We start from the raw sequence: 17,727 nt of genomic DNA on the forward strand, positions 1-17,727 counted from the left end.
TTTTGTCCATTATCCTGCCAATTCACAGACTAAATATTAGATGACATGACAGATGTAAATGATGAATGTAAAGAAAATGTCAACGAATCATTGGCATGGGGCCAGCATTTGATGTATAATAAGGTCAACATAATTGGGAGGCGAGGATATTGTATACAAATGCTTTGTTAACTGATCTTTATCAGCTGACAATGATGCAGGGACTGTATCTCGAAGGAAAGCATGATCAGGCCTGCGTATTCGACCGGTATTACCGGCATAATCCATTTGACGGTGGTTATACGGTAGTAGCCGGACTGGAACATCTCATCGACTATGTCAAAAATATTCATTTCAGTGATGACGATCTGGCATATCTGAAGAGTACGGGCATTTTTAAAGATGTATTTCTGGATTATTTGAAACAATTCCATTTTACGGGAAGCATATATGCTATGCCTGAAGGGACCGTCGCATTTCCACAGGAAGTATTGCTGCGCGTAGAAACGACAAAAGACGAATCTCTCCTGCTGGAAACGTGCATGTCCATGATTATGAATCATGAAAGCCTGATTGCGACCAAAGCCCGCCGGGTCCGCTGTGTCGCCGGTGATGACACGCTGATGGAATTCGGACTGCGCCGTGCCCAGGGGGCTTCGGCCGGTGTATATGGTGCGCGGTCTGCTATGATTGGTGGATTCAATGGCACGAGCAATATGCTTTCAGGAGCTAAATTCGGGATTCCTGTCATGGGGACCATGGCTCATAGCTGGGTCATGAGTTTTCCGACGGAACTGGAAGCATTCCGCACGTATGCCAAACATTATCCCAACAGTCTCATCCTCCTGGCCGATACGTATAATACATTAAAGCAAGGGGTTCCCGATGCGATTACCGTATTCCGGGAAATGCAGGAAGCCGGAACGCTGCCTTCATTCTACGGCATCCGTCTGGATAGCGGCGATCTGGCATACCTTTCCAAAGAAGCGCATAAGATGTTTGCCGCAGCCGGATTCCCCAATGCCGTCATTGCCGCATCCAATGACCTTGATGAAAATCTGATTGCGGAACTGAAACTGCAGGGATGTGCCATCAGTTCCTGGGGAGTAGGCACCAACCTCATCACGGCCAAGGACAGCCCTTCCATGGGCGGCGTGTTCAAGATGGCCGGTCAGTACGAAGGGGACCGGTTCGTGCCGAAAATCAAGATGAGTGATAATGCTGAAAAAATTTCCAATCCGGGCCGCAAGAATGTGTTGCGGATTTATGATAAAGCGACGGGCAAGATGAAGGCCGACGTCATTATCCTGGAAGGAGAAACGATTGATCCGTCCAAGGATCTGCGCCTTTCCAGTGATAAGACACCGTGGCGTTTCCGCGTCATCCCTGCCGGTTCCTTTACGGTCCGGACTATGCTGCAGCCGGTGTTCGTCAAAGGCGAACTCGTCTATACGCCGCCGACGCTGAAGGAAATCATGGCATATGCAGACCGGGAAATCGACACGCTGTGGCCGGAATACAAGCGTCTCGTCAACCCGGAAACCATGTGGGTACAGCGTAGCACACGTCTTTCTGAACTGCGCCATCAGATTCTGACGGAAGAAGCCGCTCATTTTCAATAATTAGAACCTGATTCAAAAGCATACAAGGAGGATAAAATCTCTCTTTGTATGCTTTTTTTTCTCTTATTCCTTGTGATATAATAAATACGATTCTAATTTCCTTACAGGTGGGGTGATCATCGGATGTGGGGAACGATTATCGGCGATATAGCCGGTTCTGTTTATGAAAATCCTGTGGATGGGGCTGCATCCATCAAGACGAAAGAGTTTCCGTTCTGGGGAGAGGGCTGCCGGTTCACTGATGATACGGTGACGACAGTAGCCGTAAGCCAGGCATTGATGGAAAGCCGGGCGCAGGGACGGGCTGTTACGCCGCTTCTATGCCAGTATCTCCGGCACTGGTGCCGCCGGTTTCCTGGTGTCGGGTACGGACCGCGGTTCATCCGCTGGTATGAAAGCGATGACATGGGGCCGTATGGCAGTTGGGCCAATGGAGCCGCTATGCGTGTCGCTCCCGCAGGATGGCTGACTGATACGCTGGCAGAAACACAATATCTGGCTGAACTTACAGCCGTGGTCACTCATAATACGGAAGAAGCCGTCCGGGGAGCTGTTGCTGTTGCGTCGGCTATCTATCTGGCCCGTACAGGAATCCGGCGTGATGACATGCGCATCTATCTCCACGACCGGTTTTATCCGCTGGACCGGAGACTGGAGGATATACGCCGCGATTACGTATTTACCTCGCGGACATCCTGCAGCGTACCGGAAGCCATCGAGGCATTTCTGGAAAGCACGGATTACGAAGACGCCGTACGTAATGCGATTTCCCTGGGTGGAGATACGGATACACAGGCTGCCATTGCCGGCAGTATTGCCGAAGCATACTATGGTATACCGGAGCCGATGTGCCAGAAGGCGGCGTCTTATCTTCCAGAAGAAATCCGCCAGCAGATTGACCGGTTTTATACCTATATACATGAGAGAAAGAAGAGGATACCATGATTGAACCAGAAACGAAAAAACGATATGAAAAATTACGTACTATATTAAACGAAATGGGAAGTGTCGTCATCGGTTTTTCCGGCGGGGTTGACAGTACCTTCCTGTCTTATACGGCCCATGATGTGTTGGGTGACAAGGCTTTAGCGGTAACGGCTGTCTCGCCGACGCTTCCGGAAAGTGAAGAACAGGATGCCCGCGACATGGCAGCTGACATCGGTATCCGCCATCTCGTCGTCCATTCCACGGAATTTTCCGATCCGGAGTTTGTAAAAAATCCGAAGAACCGCTGCTATATCTGCAAAAAAATCCGCTTTACGGCACTGGTAGATCTGGCAAAACAGGAAGGGTATCACTGGGTCGTTGACGGTGGCAACGTAGATGACCTGGGTGATTTCCGCCCTGGCATGAAAGCGTTGGAAGAAATGGCTGATGCGGTCCGCAGCCCCATGATAGAAGCGGGGATTACCAAGGCCGATATCCGGGCACTGTCGCGGGAACTGGGCCTCAGGACCTGGGATAAGCAGAGTGCCGCCTGCCTGGCCAGCCGTATCCCCTATGGCGTAGAACTGACGCCGCAGCGCCTTTCCATGATTGACAAAGCAGAACAGTATATTGCACCGTATATCAAAGGATCGCTGCGCGTCCGCTATCACGGCGACGTGGCACGGATAGAAGTGGGTGAAGAGGAAATCCCGGCTATTCTGGCTCACCGCAAGGATATTGTACAGGCTTTGCGCCAATGTGGCTTTACCTATGTATCGCTGGACCTGGGCGGTTACGAAATGGGAAGTCTCAATGAAGTGATTGAAACAAGTGAGGAAGATAAATGAAAGTAACAAAACAAGTCAAAAATGAAATGCTGCAGCGGTTTCAGGATCAATATGGCATCATGAAGCCGGCTCTCCATTACTCGTCACCGTTTGAATTGATGATAGCGGTCATACTATCGGCCCAGTGTACGGATGAACGGGTCAATGTGGTGACTGCCACGATGTTTCCTGAATATAATACGCCGGAAAAAATGCTGACTCTGGGCCTTACCGGTCTGGAAGAAAAAATCCGTACATGCGGACTCTATCATAGTAAAGCAAAAAATATCCTGGCCAATTGTGCTATCCTCTGTGAGCAATATCACGGAGAAGTGCCGCGTACATTCGATGAACTGGTCAAACTTCCCGGCGTGGGCCGTAAGACCGCCAATGTACTGGTCAGTATCCTCTACGATACGCCGGCTATCGCCGTAGATACCCATGTGTTCCGCGTGTCCAACCGGCTTCAGCTGGCTGTAGGCAGCACCCCTCTGGAAGTAGAAAAGGGGCTTCAGAAGGCTATCCCCAAAGAATGGTGGAGCCGGGCCCATCACTGGCTTATCTGGCATGGCCGCCGCGTCTGCAAGGCAAGGAAACCGCTTTGTGACCAGTGCTTCCTGCAGGACCTGTGTCCGGGGAACGAATCGGTGAAATAAGATGAACCGGAATCAGGACATAGGCGGTCTGACTGATTTCAGAGTACGTCGCTATGAGGGAGCTGGAGCATGAATATAAATCGTAACCGCGTCATCCGGTGTTTTGCTGCGTATGTCCGGGATTTTGATCGTAGTGATGCTGGCATCGTGCTGAAGTATCAGCATTCCATCCGGGTGAGCCGGATCATAGAGAAACTGGCCCATGGGATATCCTTGTCTGATGCGGATACAGACCTTGCCTGGTGTATAGGGGTACTCCATGATATCGGACGGTTTGAGCAGCTCCGGGAATATCATACGTTCATCGATTACCGTTCCGTAGACCATGCCCGATATGGGGCGCATTATTTATTCGACGAGGGACATATCCGGGATTTTCTTTCCGATGCGTCAGAAGACAGCCTGATCCGCCTGGCGGTGGAACAGCACAATGTCTTCAGGCTCCCTGACGGGCTCACACCGCGGCAGAAGCAGTTCTGCCAGCTTATCCGGGATGCCGATAAAATTGACATTTTCCGCGTCTATGTGACGCAGCTGGCAGGAACGAATAATATCTGGCATACCGATTTATCCCGGCTGAAGACGCAGTCTGTTTCGGAATCTGTCATGGCACAGGCCCGCAGGATGCGGACCATCCGTACAGAAGATAAAAAGACCCGTATGGATTTTTATGTGGGCGTCCTCTGCCTGTATTTTGAACTGGCATACCCCGTAAGCCGGCAACTGGCAGACGAACAGGGTTATTACGATACGCTCCTGCAGTTCCATTCCCAGAATCAGCAGACAGAGGCCGGGCTGGATGAAATCCGTCATCTCGCAGAGCTGGTACGGAAGCAGCAGGACCGGGATGTTTTTAAGTAAAGTTAATTTTTGTCAACGTATATCCCATTTATGTCACAAGTGGTGTATAATGAAAATAAAACGTGGCAAAACATATACTGTTTTGTCCGACAGAAAAATGATATGAGGACAGGGATATGATGAATATATTAGTAACCGGCGGGGCGGGGTTTATTGGCTCCCATGTATTGGAAAAACTTCATGCCATGGCAGACATGCATGTCGTAGTCTTTGACAATCTGACAAGTGGTTCGGCAGAGAATGTGCCACAAGGCATGGAACTGGTAACGGGAGATGTACGGGATATGTCTGCCCTTGAACGCTTGTTTGCCCGTCATTCGTTTGATGCGGTCATACACCTGGCTGCACAGACCATGGTGCCGACCTCTGTTGCCGATCCGGTTCTGGATCTTCAGATCAATCTGGAAGGGATCCTGCATATATTGGATTGCTGCCGTGCCTTTCACGTGCCTCATGTCCTGTTTTCTTCCAGTGCGGCTGTGTATGGGGATAATCCCCGGATTCCCCTGGCAGAAACAGAAATGCTCAAACCGTCTTCACCGTATGGCATTACGAAAATGACGACGGAACACTATCTGCGGGTCTATCATGAACTGTACGGTCTCGATGCGACGGTGTTCCGCTTTGCCAATGTATACGGAGAACGGCAGGGAGAAAAAGGGGAAGGCGGCGTAGTCAGCATTTTCTGCAAACTCCTGTCCATGGGCAGGGCAATTACTGTCTACGGTGACGGCCGGCAGACCCGGGACTTTGTCTATGCCGGGGACATAGCCGATGCCATTATACAGGCATTGCCACTCACCGGATTCCATACGCTCAATGTATCGACGGGAAATGAAACGAGTATCAACGAATTGATCCGCTGCTTTGAAGAAGCCGTCGGACATGCCGCTGATGTGCACTACACAGAAGCACGTACCGGTGACATCCTGCGCTCGGTGCTGAGTAATGATGCATTGAAGCAGACACTGGGTATCGTTCCCGCCATGAAACTTCCCGAAGGGATCAAAAAAACGTATGCCTGGTACCAGAACCAGCAATCTGAATGGAAATAGAAATGAACGACGGAGGCTGTTCCCGGAGAATAGCCTCTGTTTTTTTGCTTTGATTCTTTGTTTTTTGTCTGCTTTGGGATACAATAATAGCATAGAAGTATACGGCAGCTGTATAGGATGAATGCAGCATGATTCCAGCCGGTATAAAGGAGTGGATGATGATGAACCAACGTGTAGTCGTACTGAATGGTGACAAGATGAATTATGATGGGAAACTGGATTTCTCCGTCCTTTCACCCGATACGGTCGTGTATGATGACAGTAAGGGAGACGAAATCGTGGAACGGATTGACGGAGCCGCTGCGGTCATAACGAAGGAGATGCCTGTCCCGGCTGAAATCATACAACAATTTCCCGATAGCGTGAAACTCATTGTAGAAGCAGGCACAGGTTATAATAATATCGATATACAGGCGGCAAAGGATAAGGGGATAACCGTATGCAATATCCCTGCCTACAGCACACAGCGCGTAGCCCATACGGCGGTCATGCTGCTCCTCAATCTGGCATCGTCTATGAGAGTGCAGATGGCTATGCTGACAAAAGGGGACCGGCGCAATTTCACCGATCATCTCCTGGTGCCCCATGGAGAAGTGAATGGGAAAGTGCTGGGAATCATCGGAGCCGGCCATATTGGAAGGGAAGTCATGAAAATCGCCATCGCTCTCGGTATGGAAATCGTGGTGTATACGCGTACGCCCCGCCCTGATGAAGACCACATTACCTATACGGATCTGGAAACGGTCCTAAAGACCTGCGATTATCTGTCCATTCACTGCCCGTTGACGGAAAAAACGCGTCATCTCATCGACAGGGACGCCATAGCCCTGATGAAACCGTCGGCCTGCATCATCAATACGGCCCGCGGTGCCATCATCGACGAAACGGCACTGATAGAAGCTCTTCAGCAGCATCGTCTGGCAGGAGCCGGACTGGATGTACAGGAAGTAGAACCACCGGTGGCGGACAGCCCGTTATATACGATGGAACATGTCATCCTGACGCCTCACATGGGCTGGAAAGGATTGGAAACACGGCAGCGGCTGGTGCAGATCATTGCAGAAGATGTCCGTCATTTCTTCGATGGCGATCCTGTCAATGTGGTCAGCCAGTAGAGCGTTACAGGCAGGAACAGCGGCCGGGGCCGGGAACATGAAAGGGGAACGTAAAAAATGCCCTTTCTGACAGACAGAAGAGGGCAGGGGGAAGCACATATGGATGATAGTTGGAAAGTCTGGGTCCGGCTGGCATTTTTTCTGGCACTGGCTCTGGTGATGCAGAGCATCCGCCTGGTCGTGCCGCTGCCGGGTCCGGTAAATATGTTTTTTATTGGCAGTCTTCTCAATGCGGTCATGATTCTTTCTATCTGGCAGACCGGCTCCTGCAGGGCCTGTATCATCGGCCTGATTCTGCCAGTGGGGGCATTCTTGCAGGGACAGCTGCCGCTGGTTCTGATGATTCCGGTCATTGCCCTGGGCAATATCTGCTACATGGCCTGGGCACACGTCTTCCGCCGCAGCCGGACTGCCGTTTTTGCCGGACCGGTCCTTAAAGCCGGTATTCTCTATGGGGGAACACAGGTAGTGCTGCTCAGCGTGGCACTGCCGGCAGCGGCGGGACAGACACTCAGTTTCATGATGAGCTGGCCCCAGGTGGTAACGGGCTGCGCCGGCATCGTACTGGCCGGTCTGGTCCGGAGACGGCTCTAGTATTTCATGGCTTCTTTTTTGGCCAGCTGGTCACAGCGCTCGTTCAGATCGACACCGGCGTGGCCTTTGACCCAGTGAAAGGTCACGATGTGACTGGCATACAATGCATCGAGAGCCATCCAGAGCTGCTGATTGAGTACGGGAGTCCCGTCTGCTTTTTTCCAGCCCCGGCGCTTCCAGGCAGCCAGCCAGCGGGTAATGCCGTTTTTAAGATACTGGCTGTCTGTATAGAGAGCGACCCGTGAACCGGCTGGAGCCCATTGCAGGGCCTTGATAGCCGCTGTCAGTTCCATCCGGTTATTGGTCGTAGAAGGATGGCCGCCAGACTGTTCGGAAACGGCACCGGTAGCGGTAGTGCGGGCGACCATGGCCCAGCCGCCGGGGCCATCGGGATTTTTCAGGCACGAACCGTCGGTATAAATGATATAATCCTGGTCTGTATCGGTTGTCTGTTCCGGGGACAGCCGGGGTCCTTTGACTGCATGAATCTGGCGACGACCGGCAGGCTGTGCCGTATGGGAACCGGCGGTGTCATCTCCGGACAGCCAGCGCATGGCTTCTTCTGCATTGGTAAATCCTTTAAACCGGGCTCCGGCATAGCCGGTTACCTGTTTCTGACATTCAGCCCAGGTAGTGAACAGTCCGGTCTGGCGGCCTTTTCGTACAGCATATATTTTTTTTGGCATAGGAACACCTCATTTTCAGAATCGTTGTCTTATTGATTGTATCATGGATTGAGCCGGTTTAACAGAGATATACACAGAAAGGATGTTCGTATTATGAAATCATTCATGCCAGTCCTGCGGGTTTTCCTGCTGGTTATCTGTCTGTTCTGTGTCCAGGCAGCCGCGCTGGCAGCGACCGCCATCAACAGCGATGGATATTATAAGGGCATCCGCCTGGCCGGGAAGGTACGGGTCGTCGATTCCTTTCCCGATATACGGGTACAGGTCGTACAGAGTTTTCCTGACTTGCGCGTGAAAACCGTCGATTCCTTTCCCGATGACATAGGCGAATGGCAGTTTGTCGGATACGGGGAAGATTTTACCATCCAGTTTGTCGATTCTTTTCCCGATATCCGTATTCAGTTTGTCGATAGTTTTCCTGGTGTAGAATAATGGAGGCGTATCATGACAGAGGAAGAAAAAATCGTTTCGGGCCATATATTTAATAACCGGTGCGAAGAACTGGTGAAAATCAAACGGCGCACCCACCGGCTGTGCCGGGAATACAACGGACTGGATGAGACCGATCCCCGCAGGGCAGAACTTATGCGCCAGATTACGGGACGTATAGGGCAGATATTTTATTTTCAGGGGCCTCTACAGTTCAATTACGGGTGCCACACGTTTATCGGAGAAAATTTTTTTGCTAATTTCAACCTGGTCGTCATGGATGATGCCCGCGTATTCATTGGCGATAACGTATGCATCGGACCCAACGTTTCCCTCCTGGCAACCAATCATCCCCTTCTTCCGCAGGAACGGCTGGGCCTGAGCGAAGACGGGCGCATGACCATGGCGGAATTTGCAGAGGATATCCATATCGGGAACAACGTCTGGATTGCTGCTAACGTGGCTGTCCTGGGCGGAGTACACATCGGTAATAATGTGGTCATCGGTGCCGGATCGGTTGTGACGAAGGACATTCCCGACAATTACCTGGCTTTCGGCGTTCCCTGCAGGCCCGTCCGGCCGATTACGGAGCACGATTCCCAGGCATGGCGTATTTTGCCGGAAGACCGGGAGTTCTTCCGCAACAATCTGAAATAGGAGATGCATCTGTTTTGTGCCTCCCGGTGGAATGGTATATAATGACTGTGTAACATAATGAAATAGTACAGGAGGAATTCGTATGGCATATATTTATCCCTTTCGCGGCCAGTGGCCAGACATTGATCCCGGTGCCTATCTGGCAGACAATGTAACCGTCATTGGCAAGGTTACCATAAAAAAAGGGGCCAATCTGTGGCCCGGCGTCGTCGTCCGTGGTGATGATAATGAAATCATAATCGGCAAGGGGGTCAATATCCAGGATAATACCGTCGTTCATGTTGATCCCGGCGACCCTCTCGTGCTGGACGATTACTGCATGGTAGGACACAATGCCGTTATCCATTGCAAACATATCGGCAGTGGTACACTGGTCGGCATGGGCGCCGTCCTTCTGGCCAATGCCGATATCGGAGAAGAATGCATCATCGGGGCAGGGACCATGATTACCCAGAACAAAGTCATCCAGCCCCGTTCCATGGTGTATGGGACGCCTTTTAAATTTGTCCGGGCCCTCCGGCAGGAAGAAGTCGATGCCGTCCATAAGGATATCCTGGAATACGAAGCACTGGGCCAGGAATATAAAGCCATGCAGGAAATGATGAAGCAGAAATAATAGGAGGCTATCTCTCATGTTTATGTATGAAATGCCGACCCGCCTGTTTTTTGGCAAAGATTGCCTGAACGGGGCAGGGAAGGATTTGAAGAAACTGGGGCAGAAGGCGCTGATTGTGACGGGACGCCATTCTGCCAAAATCAATGGATCCCAGAAAGCCGTAACGGAGGCTCTGAAATCAGCCGGTATGACGTGGGTACTGTTTGACCAGATAGAAAACAACCCATCTATAAAAACAGTTCGTAAGGCAGCTGAATTTGGCAAAGCGGAACATGTCGATTTTGTCATCGGAATCGGCGGCGGATCGCCCATGGATGCCGCCAAAGTCATTGCTCTCCTGTGTACGAATGATCTCGACGATAAAGCACTGTTTACCGGTCCTTATGTCCGCCCGCTGCCTATCGTGACCGTACCGACGACATCCGGAACGGGCAGTGAAGTGACCAAAGTCGGCGTGCTGACCAATCCCGCCGCCGGGACGAAACAATCGGTAAATACACCGCTTATTTTTCCTGTACTCTCCTATGCGGATCCGTCCTTTACGGAAAGCGTCAGTACAACCGTCACGATAGATACGGCTATCGATGCCTTGTCTCACGCCATCGAAGGATACATGTCGCGGAAATCGACCCCCATGAGTGACGTCTGGGCAGAAGAAGCGATGCGTTTCCTCGGTCCCCATCTGACGGATCTGGAAGGAACTATTCCTTATGCCGTCCGGGAAGACCTGATGTACGGCGCGACGGCTGCTGGCATCGTCATCGCCCAGACCGGGACGACACTGGTCCACGGTATGGGCTATCAGCTGACCTATTATAAGGGATTGTCCCATGGCCGGGCGAATGGCCTGTTATTGCCGGGATATATGCAGCTCATGGCAGAAACAATGGCAGATAAAGTGGAAAAAGTCTGGGATATCCTGGGATTTTCCGGTCTTGAGGACTTTACGGACTGTCTGCACAGCCTCATGCCGGAACGGATTTCCCTTACGGAAGACGAAATTGCAGCCTATGTCCGGCTGACACTGCCGACGGGGGCTGTCGCGTCTACGGCGTATGAAGTAACAGGCGATGTCATTGCCCGCCTGTACCGCAGTCTGGCCTGAATGCATATCCTGCCTATGAAATGAGTACCCGTTTCCGGGCATAGCAAAAAGCTCTGTGTGAACATCCATTCATGCAGAGCTTTTTTTATAAGGAAAGGGATGATAAGCCAAAACTAAGAAATTGCAATACAAGCATAATATTTTGAAATTATTAGCATAAAGGGATAGACAATTGCAGAAAAAAAGTATATCATACTGAGTATGTGATGGAAATAACATAAACCGGACAGATGATTTTCTATATTTCCTATTTACAGGGAACAGTAAAAGAAGTATGTGTCCGGATTGCAGGCCCCGTGTTAAATATTTTTGTAAATATTTAAATTAAGAGTCTACAAAACAGATATTATGTGATATAATGAACATATAGCGTGAATCATCGAGTGTATATAATTGATTTCAGCAGTTACCGTCATAGCGGGTAGCTGTATGATATAATTAATAGCCCCAAATGGCATAGCCTGTACTATACTATTTCATGGCTATGACTTTAATCAAAGGAGAGATGTAAAATGGGTTATATTCTTAACAAGGATCAGTGGGACATCGTTAATCTGGCGAAGGACTATGCAGAAAAGAAAGTTATGCCGCTCGTACCGGAACTGGACAACGCTCCGGAACTGACACCGGAAACAGAAGAAGGCAAAAAACTTCTTGAACTCTACAAAGGCGCTGTTGACCTCGGCCTGACGGCTCTGGAAATTCCGGAAGAATACGGCGGTCTCGGCCAGGACTACTACACAGTAGCCGCTGCATACGAAGAACTGTCCAAAGTTGATGCTGGCTTTGCTACAGCAGTAGCTGCTTCCTCCCTCGGCCTGAAACCGATTCTGCAGCACGGCAATGACGAACAGAAAAAACTCTATGCTGATTTCCTCAATGGCGAAAAAACGTCTGAAAAAGCTCCGGTACCGGGCTTCTGCGCATTCTGCTTAACTGAACCGGATGCTGGTTCTGATGCTTCCAACAGCAAAACGACAGCTAAAAAAGTTGGCGACGAATATGTCATCGACGGCACGAAATGCTTCATCACCAACGGCGGCGTTGCTTCCGTTTACACCGTATTCGCTGTAACCGATAAATCGAAGGGTGTAAAAGGCATCTCCGCTTTCATCGTAGAACGTGACCGCGAAGGCGTTTCCATTGGCGCTGAAGAAAACAAGATGGGCATCCGTCTCTCCAACACGACGGAAGTTATCTTCCAGGACGTTCATATCCCGGCTGACCACCTCGTAGGCGAAGAAGGCAAAGGCTTCATCTATGCTATGCAGACACTGGACCTCGCTCGTCCTATGATCGGCTCCCTGGCAGTTGGTATTGCCCAGCGCGGTATCGACGAAGCTGTTAAATACGCTCAGGTTCGTCAGACATTCGGCAAACCGATCATCAAACACGAAGCTATCGCTTTCAAACTGGCTGATATGGATATCCAGACAGAAGTTGGTCGTTCCTCTATCATCAACTTCCTCAACAAATACTATGATGAAAGAAAGAATGGCCGTTACAACTACTCCCGTGAAGCTGCTATCTGCAAATGCTTCTGCGGCGATATGTGCGTACAGGTAGCTCTCGACGCTATCCAGATCCTCGGCGGTTTCGGCTACAGCCGTGAATATCCGGTTGAAAAACTCGTTCGTGATGCTAAGATCATGCAGATCTATGAAGGCACCAACGAAGTACAGAGAATCGTCATCTCCGGCCAGATTACGAAGAAACACTAAGTTCATAGCTGGTACAACGGTCACATGCTTTGGCATGTGGCCGTTTTTTTGGTAAAGCGCTGATGGCACAGACAAAAGACATTGCTAAGGGTGAAACAGAAGTGGTAAAATAAAAATTACGTATAAAATACTATGGATTTGAGGAGGAACTATGGCTGAATTACTGGCTCCGGCAGGATCACTGGATACGGTACGCGCTGCCATCGATGCGGGTGCCGATGCGATTTATCTGGGAGGAAAGGGATTTAATGCCCGTAAATTTGCTCATAATCTGAATGAAGAAGAAATGACCCAGGCCGTTCGGATGGCCCATCTGGCAGGAGTCAAAATATATGTTACCGTGAATATTCTCATGGCAGATGCTGAAATACCGGATCTGACGGCATATCTCAAACAACTCGATGACCTGGCTGTCGATGGCATCATCGTGCAGGACCTGGCCGTAGCTGCCATCGTCCGCCGTGTCGTACCGCATCTGCCGCTCCATGGCAGTACCCAGATGACCGTATCGGATCTGAATGGCGTGCGCTTCCTGGAACGGCTCGGTTTTACCCAGGTCGTACTGGCCCGGGAACTGCCCCTTACAGAAATCCACTATATTTGTGCCCATGCTCACGCCGCCATTGAAATCTTTATTCACGGCGCCTCCTGCATGGCTTATTCCGGACAATGCCTGATGAGCAGCTTCATTGGCGGCCGCAGCGGGAACCGTGGTGCCTGTGCCCAGCCATGCCGCCTGCCGTATCAGTTGTATGACGGCGATACGGCTCTGACCCGGAACGAATCCTATATACTGAGTCTGAAGGATCTGAATAGTTCCTCCTATATACATGAACTCTTGTCTGCCGGCGTATCATCGCTCAAAATTGAAGGGCGCATGAAAGGCTGTGGATATGTGCGCTCTGTGGTGGGCGCCTATCGGAGTATACTGGACAGCTGGCGTCAGCCTGCGGCAGAGCAGAAACGCTGCCTCAGAGAAGCAGAAGAGCAATTGAACCAGAGTTTCAACCGCACTTATCAGTCAGATTTTTTGAAAGACCATCTGAGCCGCCATACCATAACGGCAGATATACCGGGCAACCGTGTGCCGGACACAGGAGCAGCTGATCCGGGACTGACCCGGAAAATTCCAGTCTATGGCCATGTAGACTGTGATGGACAGGGAAATCTGCGCCTGACTCTTTGGGATGAATCGGGTCACACGGCAGAGGCTGTCTCCTCCTTCCAGCCGGAACTGGCAAACCGCCGGCCGGCAACGCAATCCTGGGTGGAAGGACAGCTGGCCCGGCTGGGAGATACGTGCTTTACTCTGCAAGAAGCGTCTGTCTGGGATGAAAAGTACATGATTCCGGCCAGTATCCTGAATGAACTGCGCCGTGATGCTGCTATCCGCCTGGAGCAGGATATACTGTCCGGCTACGATCGCCCGTCTGCAGGAAGAGTAGAAACGGATATGGCTTTTGTGAGGACAGCATCGATAGCCGATACGGCCCCCTGTATCACTGTGCGCTGTGATTCTCCCATGCAGGCGGAGGCGGCCCTCAAAGCAGGTGCCGGACGGATCATATATGGCGGTGAAACGTACGACCATCATTTCGTGACGGCCCAGGAGTGGAATCACGTGGCTGCCCTTGCCGCATCGTATGGCCGTGAACTCTGGGCGGCGACGCCAAGGGTCATGTGGCCTCGTCAGGCAGCTGCCGTACGGACGGAACTCCGGCTGGCCGCAAAAGCGGGAATTTCCGGCGTCTATGCGGGTAATGTGGGCATATTCCCATTACTGGAATCAGAAGGCCTGTCCCTTCCCTGCAGTGCCGACTGGTCACTCAACATTTTCAATAGTGAAAGTGCGCAGGTCTATATTCATGCCGGATGCTGTGAACTGACGTTGTCTCCAGAACTGACGTTGAAACAGATCAGCCGGATTGTCCGGCACGTACCGGTTCCGGTAGAAGTACTGGCAGAAGGCCGGATTGAAATGATGATTACCGAGTTCTGCCAGGCCGCTGCCTTCCTCAGTAAAGACGGAAAGGGGCACTGTCATGGCGCCTGTGGCGGCCGGCATCTGTCGCTGAAAGACCGCCACGGCATGCATTTCCCTGTCGTGACCGACCCGTTCTGCCGCAATCATATCCTCAATAACCGTGATCTGGATATGGCGCCGTATTATAAGCAATTGCAGGAAGCTCATATCTGCCGGCTGCGCATCGAAGGCCGGGGACGCAGTGCAGACTGGGTATCGGCGCAGACAGCCCGCTATGTACGGCTGCTGGAAGGCAGGGAAACCATGGTTCTGGGAAAAGAGGACCAGCATGTCACACGAGGCCATTTCTTCCATGGCATCGTATAAGGAACAACGATAGTGCTTAATTCATGAAATAAAAGGAGCTTTACCCTATATGAATAAACGTAGTATGCGGATTTTGGGATTTTATCAGGTGCAGAACCAGCTTGTCAGGCTGGCTCCGTCACGACTTTCCAAGGAGATTGCCCGCCATCTGCGTCCCGAATCCGATGCAGATACAGTCGAAGCCCGTCTTGCCGATACGGAAGAAGCCTGGCATTGTCTGCAGCGGGAAGCCTCAGTGCCTTTTGGCGGGATTACCGATATCCGTCCGGCGCTGGAAAAGGCTAAACGGGATGTCACCCTCGACGGACAGGATTGCATCGATATCTGGCAGAACGCCCAGCGGTATGGTGAAATCAAGGCATATTTTTCAGAAAAAGAAAGCGATTACCCCCGACTGTCCGGTCAGGCCTCGGTTATCGGTGATTTTTCCCTTGTCATTCACAAAATTGCCCAGGTATTTGATCAGAATCATCAGATCCGCGATAATGCGTCTGTTGAGCTGCTGCGCCTGAGAACGCGGATTTCCGAACTGGAACGGCAGACGAAACGATACGTTCACAATGTACTGCAGAATAAAGAATACCAGAAATATTTCCAGGATGCCCTGGTTACGGTCCGCAATAACCGGTATGTCATACCGGTAAAGCAGGAATACCGCCATGCCTTTCCCGGTATTGTCCATGATACATCGGCCAGCGGGGCTACGCTGTACATCGAACCCATGGCCATTGTGAGCGCCAATAATGACCTGCAGGCCGCCCGTATTGCTGAAACGCGGGAAATCGAGAAGATTTTCCGCCGCCTGACAGCTCTTATTGCCGGGGATTATGAAAATCTCTACGACAGCACCTATGCCGTCGGGCAGCTGGAATTCATCTTTGCCAAGGCGCAGCTGGCTCTTTCTATGAAAGCGACACGGCCGGTTATTTCCAAAAGGCGGATGGTAAAGCTCATCCAGGCACGGCATCCGCTGATTGACGCCGCAAAGGTCGTACCCAATACGATTATCATAGGAGGGGAATACCGGATTCTGCTCATTACCGGGTCGAATACGGGGGGCAAGACCGTATCCATGAAGACCCTGGGCCTTCTGGTACTCATGCATCAGGCCGGACTATTCCTGCCCGTCATGGAAGGGTCGGAGCTGCCCGTATTCCGGGACGTTTTTTCCGATATTGGCGACGAACAGGATATTTCCCAGAACCTGAGTACCTTTTCCAGCCATATGAAGCAGCTGATTTATATCCTGAAACATTGCGGCCCCGATGACCTGATCCTGGCGGATGAACTGGGATCGGGGACGGATCCTGCCGAAGGCAGTGCCATTGCCATCGCCATCTTAAAGGATTTGTACACTAAGGGCCCCTATGTCATGGTGACGACTCATTATAATGATTTGAAAAACTTTGCCTATAATACGCCGGGGATTGAAAATGGTCACGTCGAATTCGATGTCAATACCCTGAAGCCGACGTATAAGCTGCGCATCGGCTCGGCAGGCAGTTCCCATGCCTTCAGCATCAGCGAACGGCTGGGCATGCCCAAAGAAATCCTCGATGAAGCGAGAGAACTGCGCAGCAGGGCCCAGGATGTCGATATGGAAGCCATCCTGACCAAACTCAATGCCCAGTCCAAACGAATGGATGAAGAAGAACAGGAGCTGCAGGCGAAACTGGCCAGGGCGCGTCAGACCGAAGAAGAACTCCGCAGGGAAAAAGAAAAGGTAAGTTCTAAAAGACAGGATATCATCGATTCCAGCCGGCGGCAGGCCGTCGATATGAAACGCAATCTGCGTCTGGAAGCGGAAAAAATCATCCGGGAATTAAAGGCCCAATCGAAGGAATCACTGAGCGAAAAAGAACGGATGAAGGCCATCGAACAGGCCCGTCGTGCCATCCAGCAGATTTCCCTGCCAGAAGCAGAGAAACCTCATCGCGACCCTATCGATCCGGCACAGCTCAAAACGGGCCAGCAGGTTTATATCAATTCCCTCGATGGACTCGGGACGGTAGAAGAAATCCATGGCAGGAAGGTGACTGTTTCCGTGCGCGGCATGACCGTCCGCGTCAAGATACAGGACATCAGCGCGCCTTATCTGTCAGAACTAAAGAAAGAACAGCAGGAAGAAAAGAGAGAGCAGAGCCGTTCGTCCTTCCGGCCTATCCGGACCGGAGCGGTTGCGACGGAACTCAACATCATCGGCAAGACCGGGCCCGAAGCGATTCCCGAAATCGAACGGTTCCTCGATCAGGCTCTGGCTGCCGGGTTCAGTCCGGTCCGTATCATCCACGGAAAAGGCAGCGGGGCCCTGCGAAGAGCCGTCCATGCATTCCTGGATGAACAGCCCTTTGTCAAACAATATAAGCTTGACGATGCCCAGAATGGCGGCGACGGTGTAACATTGGTATATTTTTAATACAGTAAAGAGACGCGGAATCGTGATAGAACAGATGGTTCCGTGTCTTTTTTATATTTACAAATGTCCATGTTGATGATAGTATATTGTCATAGATTTTTTTGTTGTAGT

General features: G+C 51.2%; 16 protein-coding genes. 15 read left to right on the plus strand and 1 reads right to left on the minus strand.

Annotated elements, in window-relative coordinates; translation table 11 throughout:
- The first annotated feature begins 149 nt into the window (after nucleotides 1-149).
- The 8 genes from DW949_RS05710 (at nucleotide 150) to DW949_RS05745 (ending at nucleotide 7,636) form a co-directional block, all read left to right on the plus strand.
- Entirely contained in the window at nucleotides 150-1,601 is a 1,452-nt protein-coding gene (locus tag DW949_RS05710; RefSeq protein ID WP_118022283.1) for a nicotinate phosphoribosyltransferase, read from the plus strand.
- A 123-nt stretch (nucleotides 1,602-1,724) separates the two neighbouring features.
- Entirely contained in the window at nucleotides 1,725-2,546 is an 822-nt protein-coding gene (locus DW949_RS05715) for an ADP-ribosylglycohydrolase family protein (RefSeq protein ID WP_118022284.1), read from the plus strand.
- Nucleotides 2,543-3,376, plus strand: a complete 834-nt coding sequence (gene larE, locus DW949_RS05720; RefSeq protein ID WP_118022285.1) for an ATP-dependent sacrificial sulfur transferase LarE — start codon at nucleotides 2,543-2,545, stop codon at nucleotides 3,374-3,376. Before DW949_RS05715 ends, larE begins: the two co-directional genes overlap by 4 nt.
- Nucleotides 3,373-4,011 carry an endonuclease III gene (nth, locus tag DW949_RS05725; RefSeq protein WP_118022286.1) on the plus strand — a complete coding sequence of 213 codons (639 nt, stop codon included), beginning with the start codon at nucleotides 3,373-3,375 and terminating at the stop codon, nucleotides 4,009-4,011. The genes larE and nth overlap by 4 nt, the downstream gene beginning before the upstream one ends.
- A gap of 69 nt (nucleotides 4,012-4,080) precedes the next feature.
- Nucleotides 4,081-4,872: an HD domain-containing protein gene (locus DW949_RS05730; protein WP_233539504.1), complete on the plus strand. Its 792-nt coding sequence runs from the start codon at nucleotides 4,081-4,083 to the stop codon at nucleotides 4,870-4,872.
- Between the two features lie 116 nt (nucleotides 4,873-4,988).
- Nucleotides 4,989-5,927 carry an NAD-dependent epimerase/dehydratase family protein gene (locus tag DW949_RS05735; RefSeq protein ID WP_233539505.1) on the plus strand — a complete coding sequence of 313 codons (939 nt, stop codon included), beginning with the start codon at nucleotides 4,989-4,991 and terminating at the stop codon, nucleotides 5,925-5,927.
- A 161-nt stretch (nucleotides 5,928-6,088) separates the two neighbouring features.
- Nucleotides 6,089-7,042 carry a 2-hydroxyacid dehydrogenase gene (locus tag DW949_RS05740; RefSeq protein WP_118022287.1) on the plus strand — a complete coding sequence of 318 codons (954 nt, stop codon included), beginning with the start codon at nucleotides 6,089-6,091 and terminating at the stop codon, nucleotides 7,040-7,042.
- Nucleotides 7,043-7,141: 99 nt separating this feature from the next.
- A complete protein-coding gene (locus tag DW949_RS05745; protein WP_118022288.1) occupies nucleotides 7,142-7,636 on the plus strand; it encodes a hypothetical protein in 495 nt (164 codons plus the stop codon).
- Here the strand turns inward: DW949_RS05745 and rnhA are convergent.
- On the minus strand, nucleotides 7,633-8,322 hold the full coding sequence (rnhA, locus tag DW949_RS05750; protein WP_118022289.1) for a ribonuclease HI: 690 nt from the start codon (nucleotides 8,320-8,322) through the stop codon (nucleotides 7,633-7,635). The genes DW949_RS05745 and rnhA overlap by 4 nt on opposite strands.
- 93 nt (nucleotides 8,323-8,415) lie before the next feature.
- On the opposite strand from rnhA, the gene DW949_RS05755 reads away from it, so the two are divergent.
- The 7 genes from DW949_RS05755 to DW949_RS05785 all read left to right on the plus strand — a co-directional run bounded on the left by DW949_RS05755 (nucleotide 8,416) and on the right by DW949_RS05785 (nucleotide 17,616).
- The gene (locus DW949_RS05755; protein WP_233539506.1) at nucleotides 8,416-8,754 is read left to right on the plus strand and encodes a hypothetical protein; all 339 of its coding nucleotides are present in this window, start codon (nucleotides 8,416-8,418) and stop codon (nucleotides 8,752-8,754) included.
- Between the two features lie 12 nt (nucleotides 8,755-8,766).
- The gene (locus tag DW949_RS05760; protein WP_118022290.1) at nucleotides 8,767-9,408 is read left to right on the plus strand and encodes a sugar O-acetyltransferase; all 642 of its coding nucleotides are present in this window, start codon (nucleotides 8,767-8,769) and stop codon (nucleotides 9,406-9,408) included.
- Nucleotides 9,409-9,490: 82 nt separating this feature from the next.
- Complete coding sequence (locus DW949_RS05765) at nucleotides 9,491-10,024, plus strand: gamma carbonic anhydrase family protein (RefSeq protein WP_118022291.1); 534 nt, start codon at nucleotides 9,491-9,493, stop codon at nucleotides 10,022-10,024.
- A 16-nt stretch (nucleotides 10,025-10,040) separates the two neighbouring features.
- Nucleotides 10,041-11,129 carry an iron-containing alcohol dehydrogenase family protein gene (locus DW949_RS05770; protein ID WP_118022292.1) on the plus strand — a complete coding sequence of 363 codons (1,089 nt, stop codon included), beginning with the start codon at nucleotides 10,041-10,043 and terminating at the stop codon, nucleotides 11,127-11,129.
- A gap of 512 nt (nucleotides 11,130-11,641) precedes the next feature.
- Nucleotides 11,642-12,850 (plus strand): acyl-CoA dehydrogenase family protein, encoded by a 1,209-nt coding sequence (locus DW949_RS05775; protein WP_118022293.1) that lies wholly within the window; start codon nucleotides 11,642-11,644, stop codon nucleotides 12,848-12,850.
- A 151-nt stretch (nucleotides 12,851-13,001) separates the two neighbouring features.
- A complete protein-coding gene (locus tag DW949_RS05780) occupies nucleotides 13,002-15,200 on the plus strand; it encodes a DUF3656 domain-containing protein (RefSeq protein ID WP_118022294.1) in 2,199 nt (732 codons plus the stop codon).
- A 49-nt stretch (nucleotides 15,201-15,249) separates the two neighbouring features.
- Nucleotides 15,250-17,616, plus strand: a complete 2,367-nt coding sequence (locus DW949_RS05785; protein ID WP_118022295.1) for an endonuclease MutS2 — start codon at nucleotides 15,250-15,252, stop codon at nucleotides 17,614-17,616.
- The last annotated feature ends 111 nt before the right edge of the window (nucleotides 17,617-17,727 follow it).

It is taken from the genome of Megasphaera sp. AM44-1BH, from assembly GCF_003467125.1.
Classification (GTDB): domain Bacteria; phylum Bacillota; class Negativicutes; order Veillonellales; family Megasphaeraceae; genus Megasphaera.

Coding starts and splice junctions, on each gene's coding strand:
- DW949_RS05715 (WP_118022284.1), top strand. CDS start 1,725: ATGTGGGGAACGATTATCGGCGATATAGCCGGTTCTGTTTATGAAAAT.
- DW949_RS05775 (WP_118022293.1), top strand. CDS start 11,642: ATGGGTTATATTCTTAACAAGGATCAGTGGGACATCGTTAATCTGGCG.
- larE (WP_118022285.1), top strand. CDS start 2,543: ATGATTGAACCAGAAACGAAAAAACGATATGAAAAATTACGTACTATA.
- DW949_RS05785 (WP_118022295.1), top strand. CDS start 15,250: ATGAATAAACGTAGTATGCGGATTTTGGGATTTTATCAGGTGCAGAAC.
- DW949_RS05730 (WP_233539504.1), top strand. CDS start 4,081: ATGAATATAAATCGTAACCGCGTCATCCGGTGTTTTGCTGCGTATGTC.
- DW949_RS05755 (WP_233539506.1), top strand. CDS start 8,416: ATGAAATCATTCATGCCAGTCCTGCGGGTTTTCCTGCTGGTTATCTGT.
- DW949_RS05765 (WP_118022291.1), top strand. CDS start 9,491: ATGGCATATATTTATCCCTTTCGCGGCCAGTGGCCAGACATTGATCCC.
- DW949_RS05760 (WP_118022290.1), top strand. CDS start 8,767: ATGACAGAGGAAGAAAAAATCGTTTCGGGCCATATATTTAATAACCGG.
- DW949_RS05735 (WP_233539505.1), top strand. CDS start 4,989: ATGATGAATATATTAGTAACCGGCGGGGCGGGGTTTATTGGCTCCCAT.
- DW949_RS05740 (WP_118022287.1), top strand. CDS start 6,089: ATGAACCAACGTGTAGTCGTACTGAATGGTGACAAGATGAATTATGAT.
- rnhA (WP_118022289.1), bottom strand. CDS start 8,322: ATGCCAAAAAAAATATATGCTGTACGAAAAGGCCGCCAGACCGGACTG.
- nth (WP_118022286.1), top strand. CDS start 3,373: ATGAAAGTAACAAAACAAGTCAAAAATGAAATGCTGCAGCGGTTTCAG.
- DW949_RS05780 (WP_118022294.1), top strand. CDS start 13,002: ATGGCTGAATTACTGGCTCCGGCAGGATCACTGGATACGGTACGCGCT.
- DW949_RS05745 (WP_118022288.1), top strand. CDS start 7,142: ATGGATGATAGTTGGAAAGTCTGGGTCCGGCTGGCATTTTTTCTGGCA.
- DW949_RS05770 (WP_118022292.1), top strand. CDS start 10,041: ATGTTTATGTATGAAATGCCGACCCGCCTGTTTTTTGGCAAAGATTGC.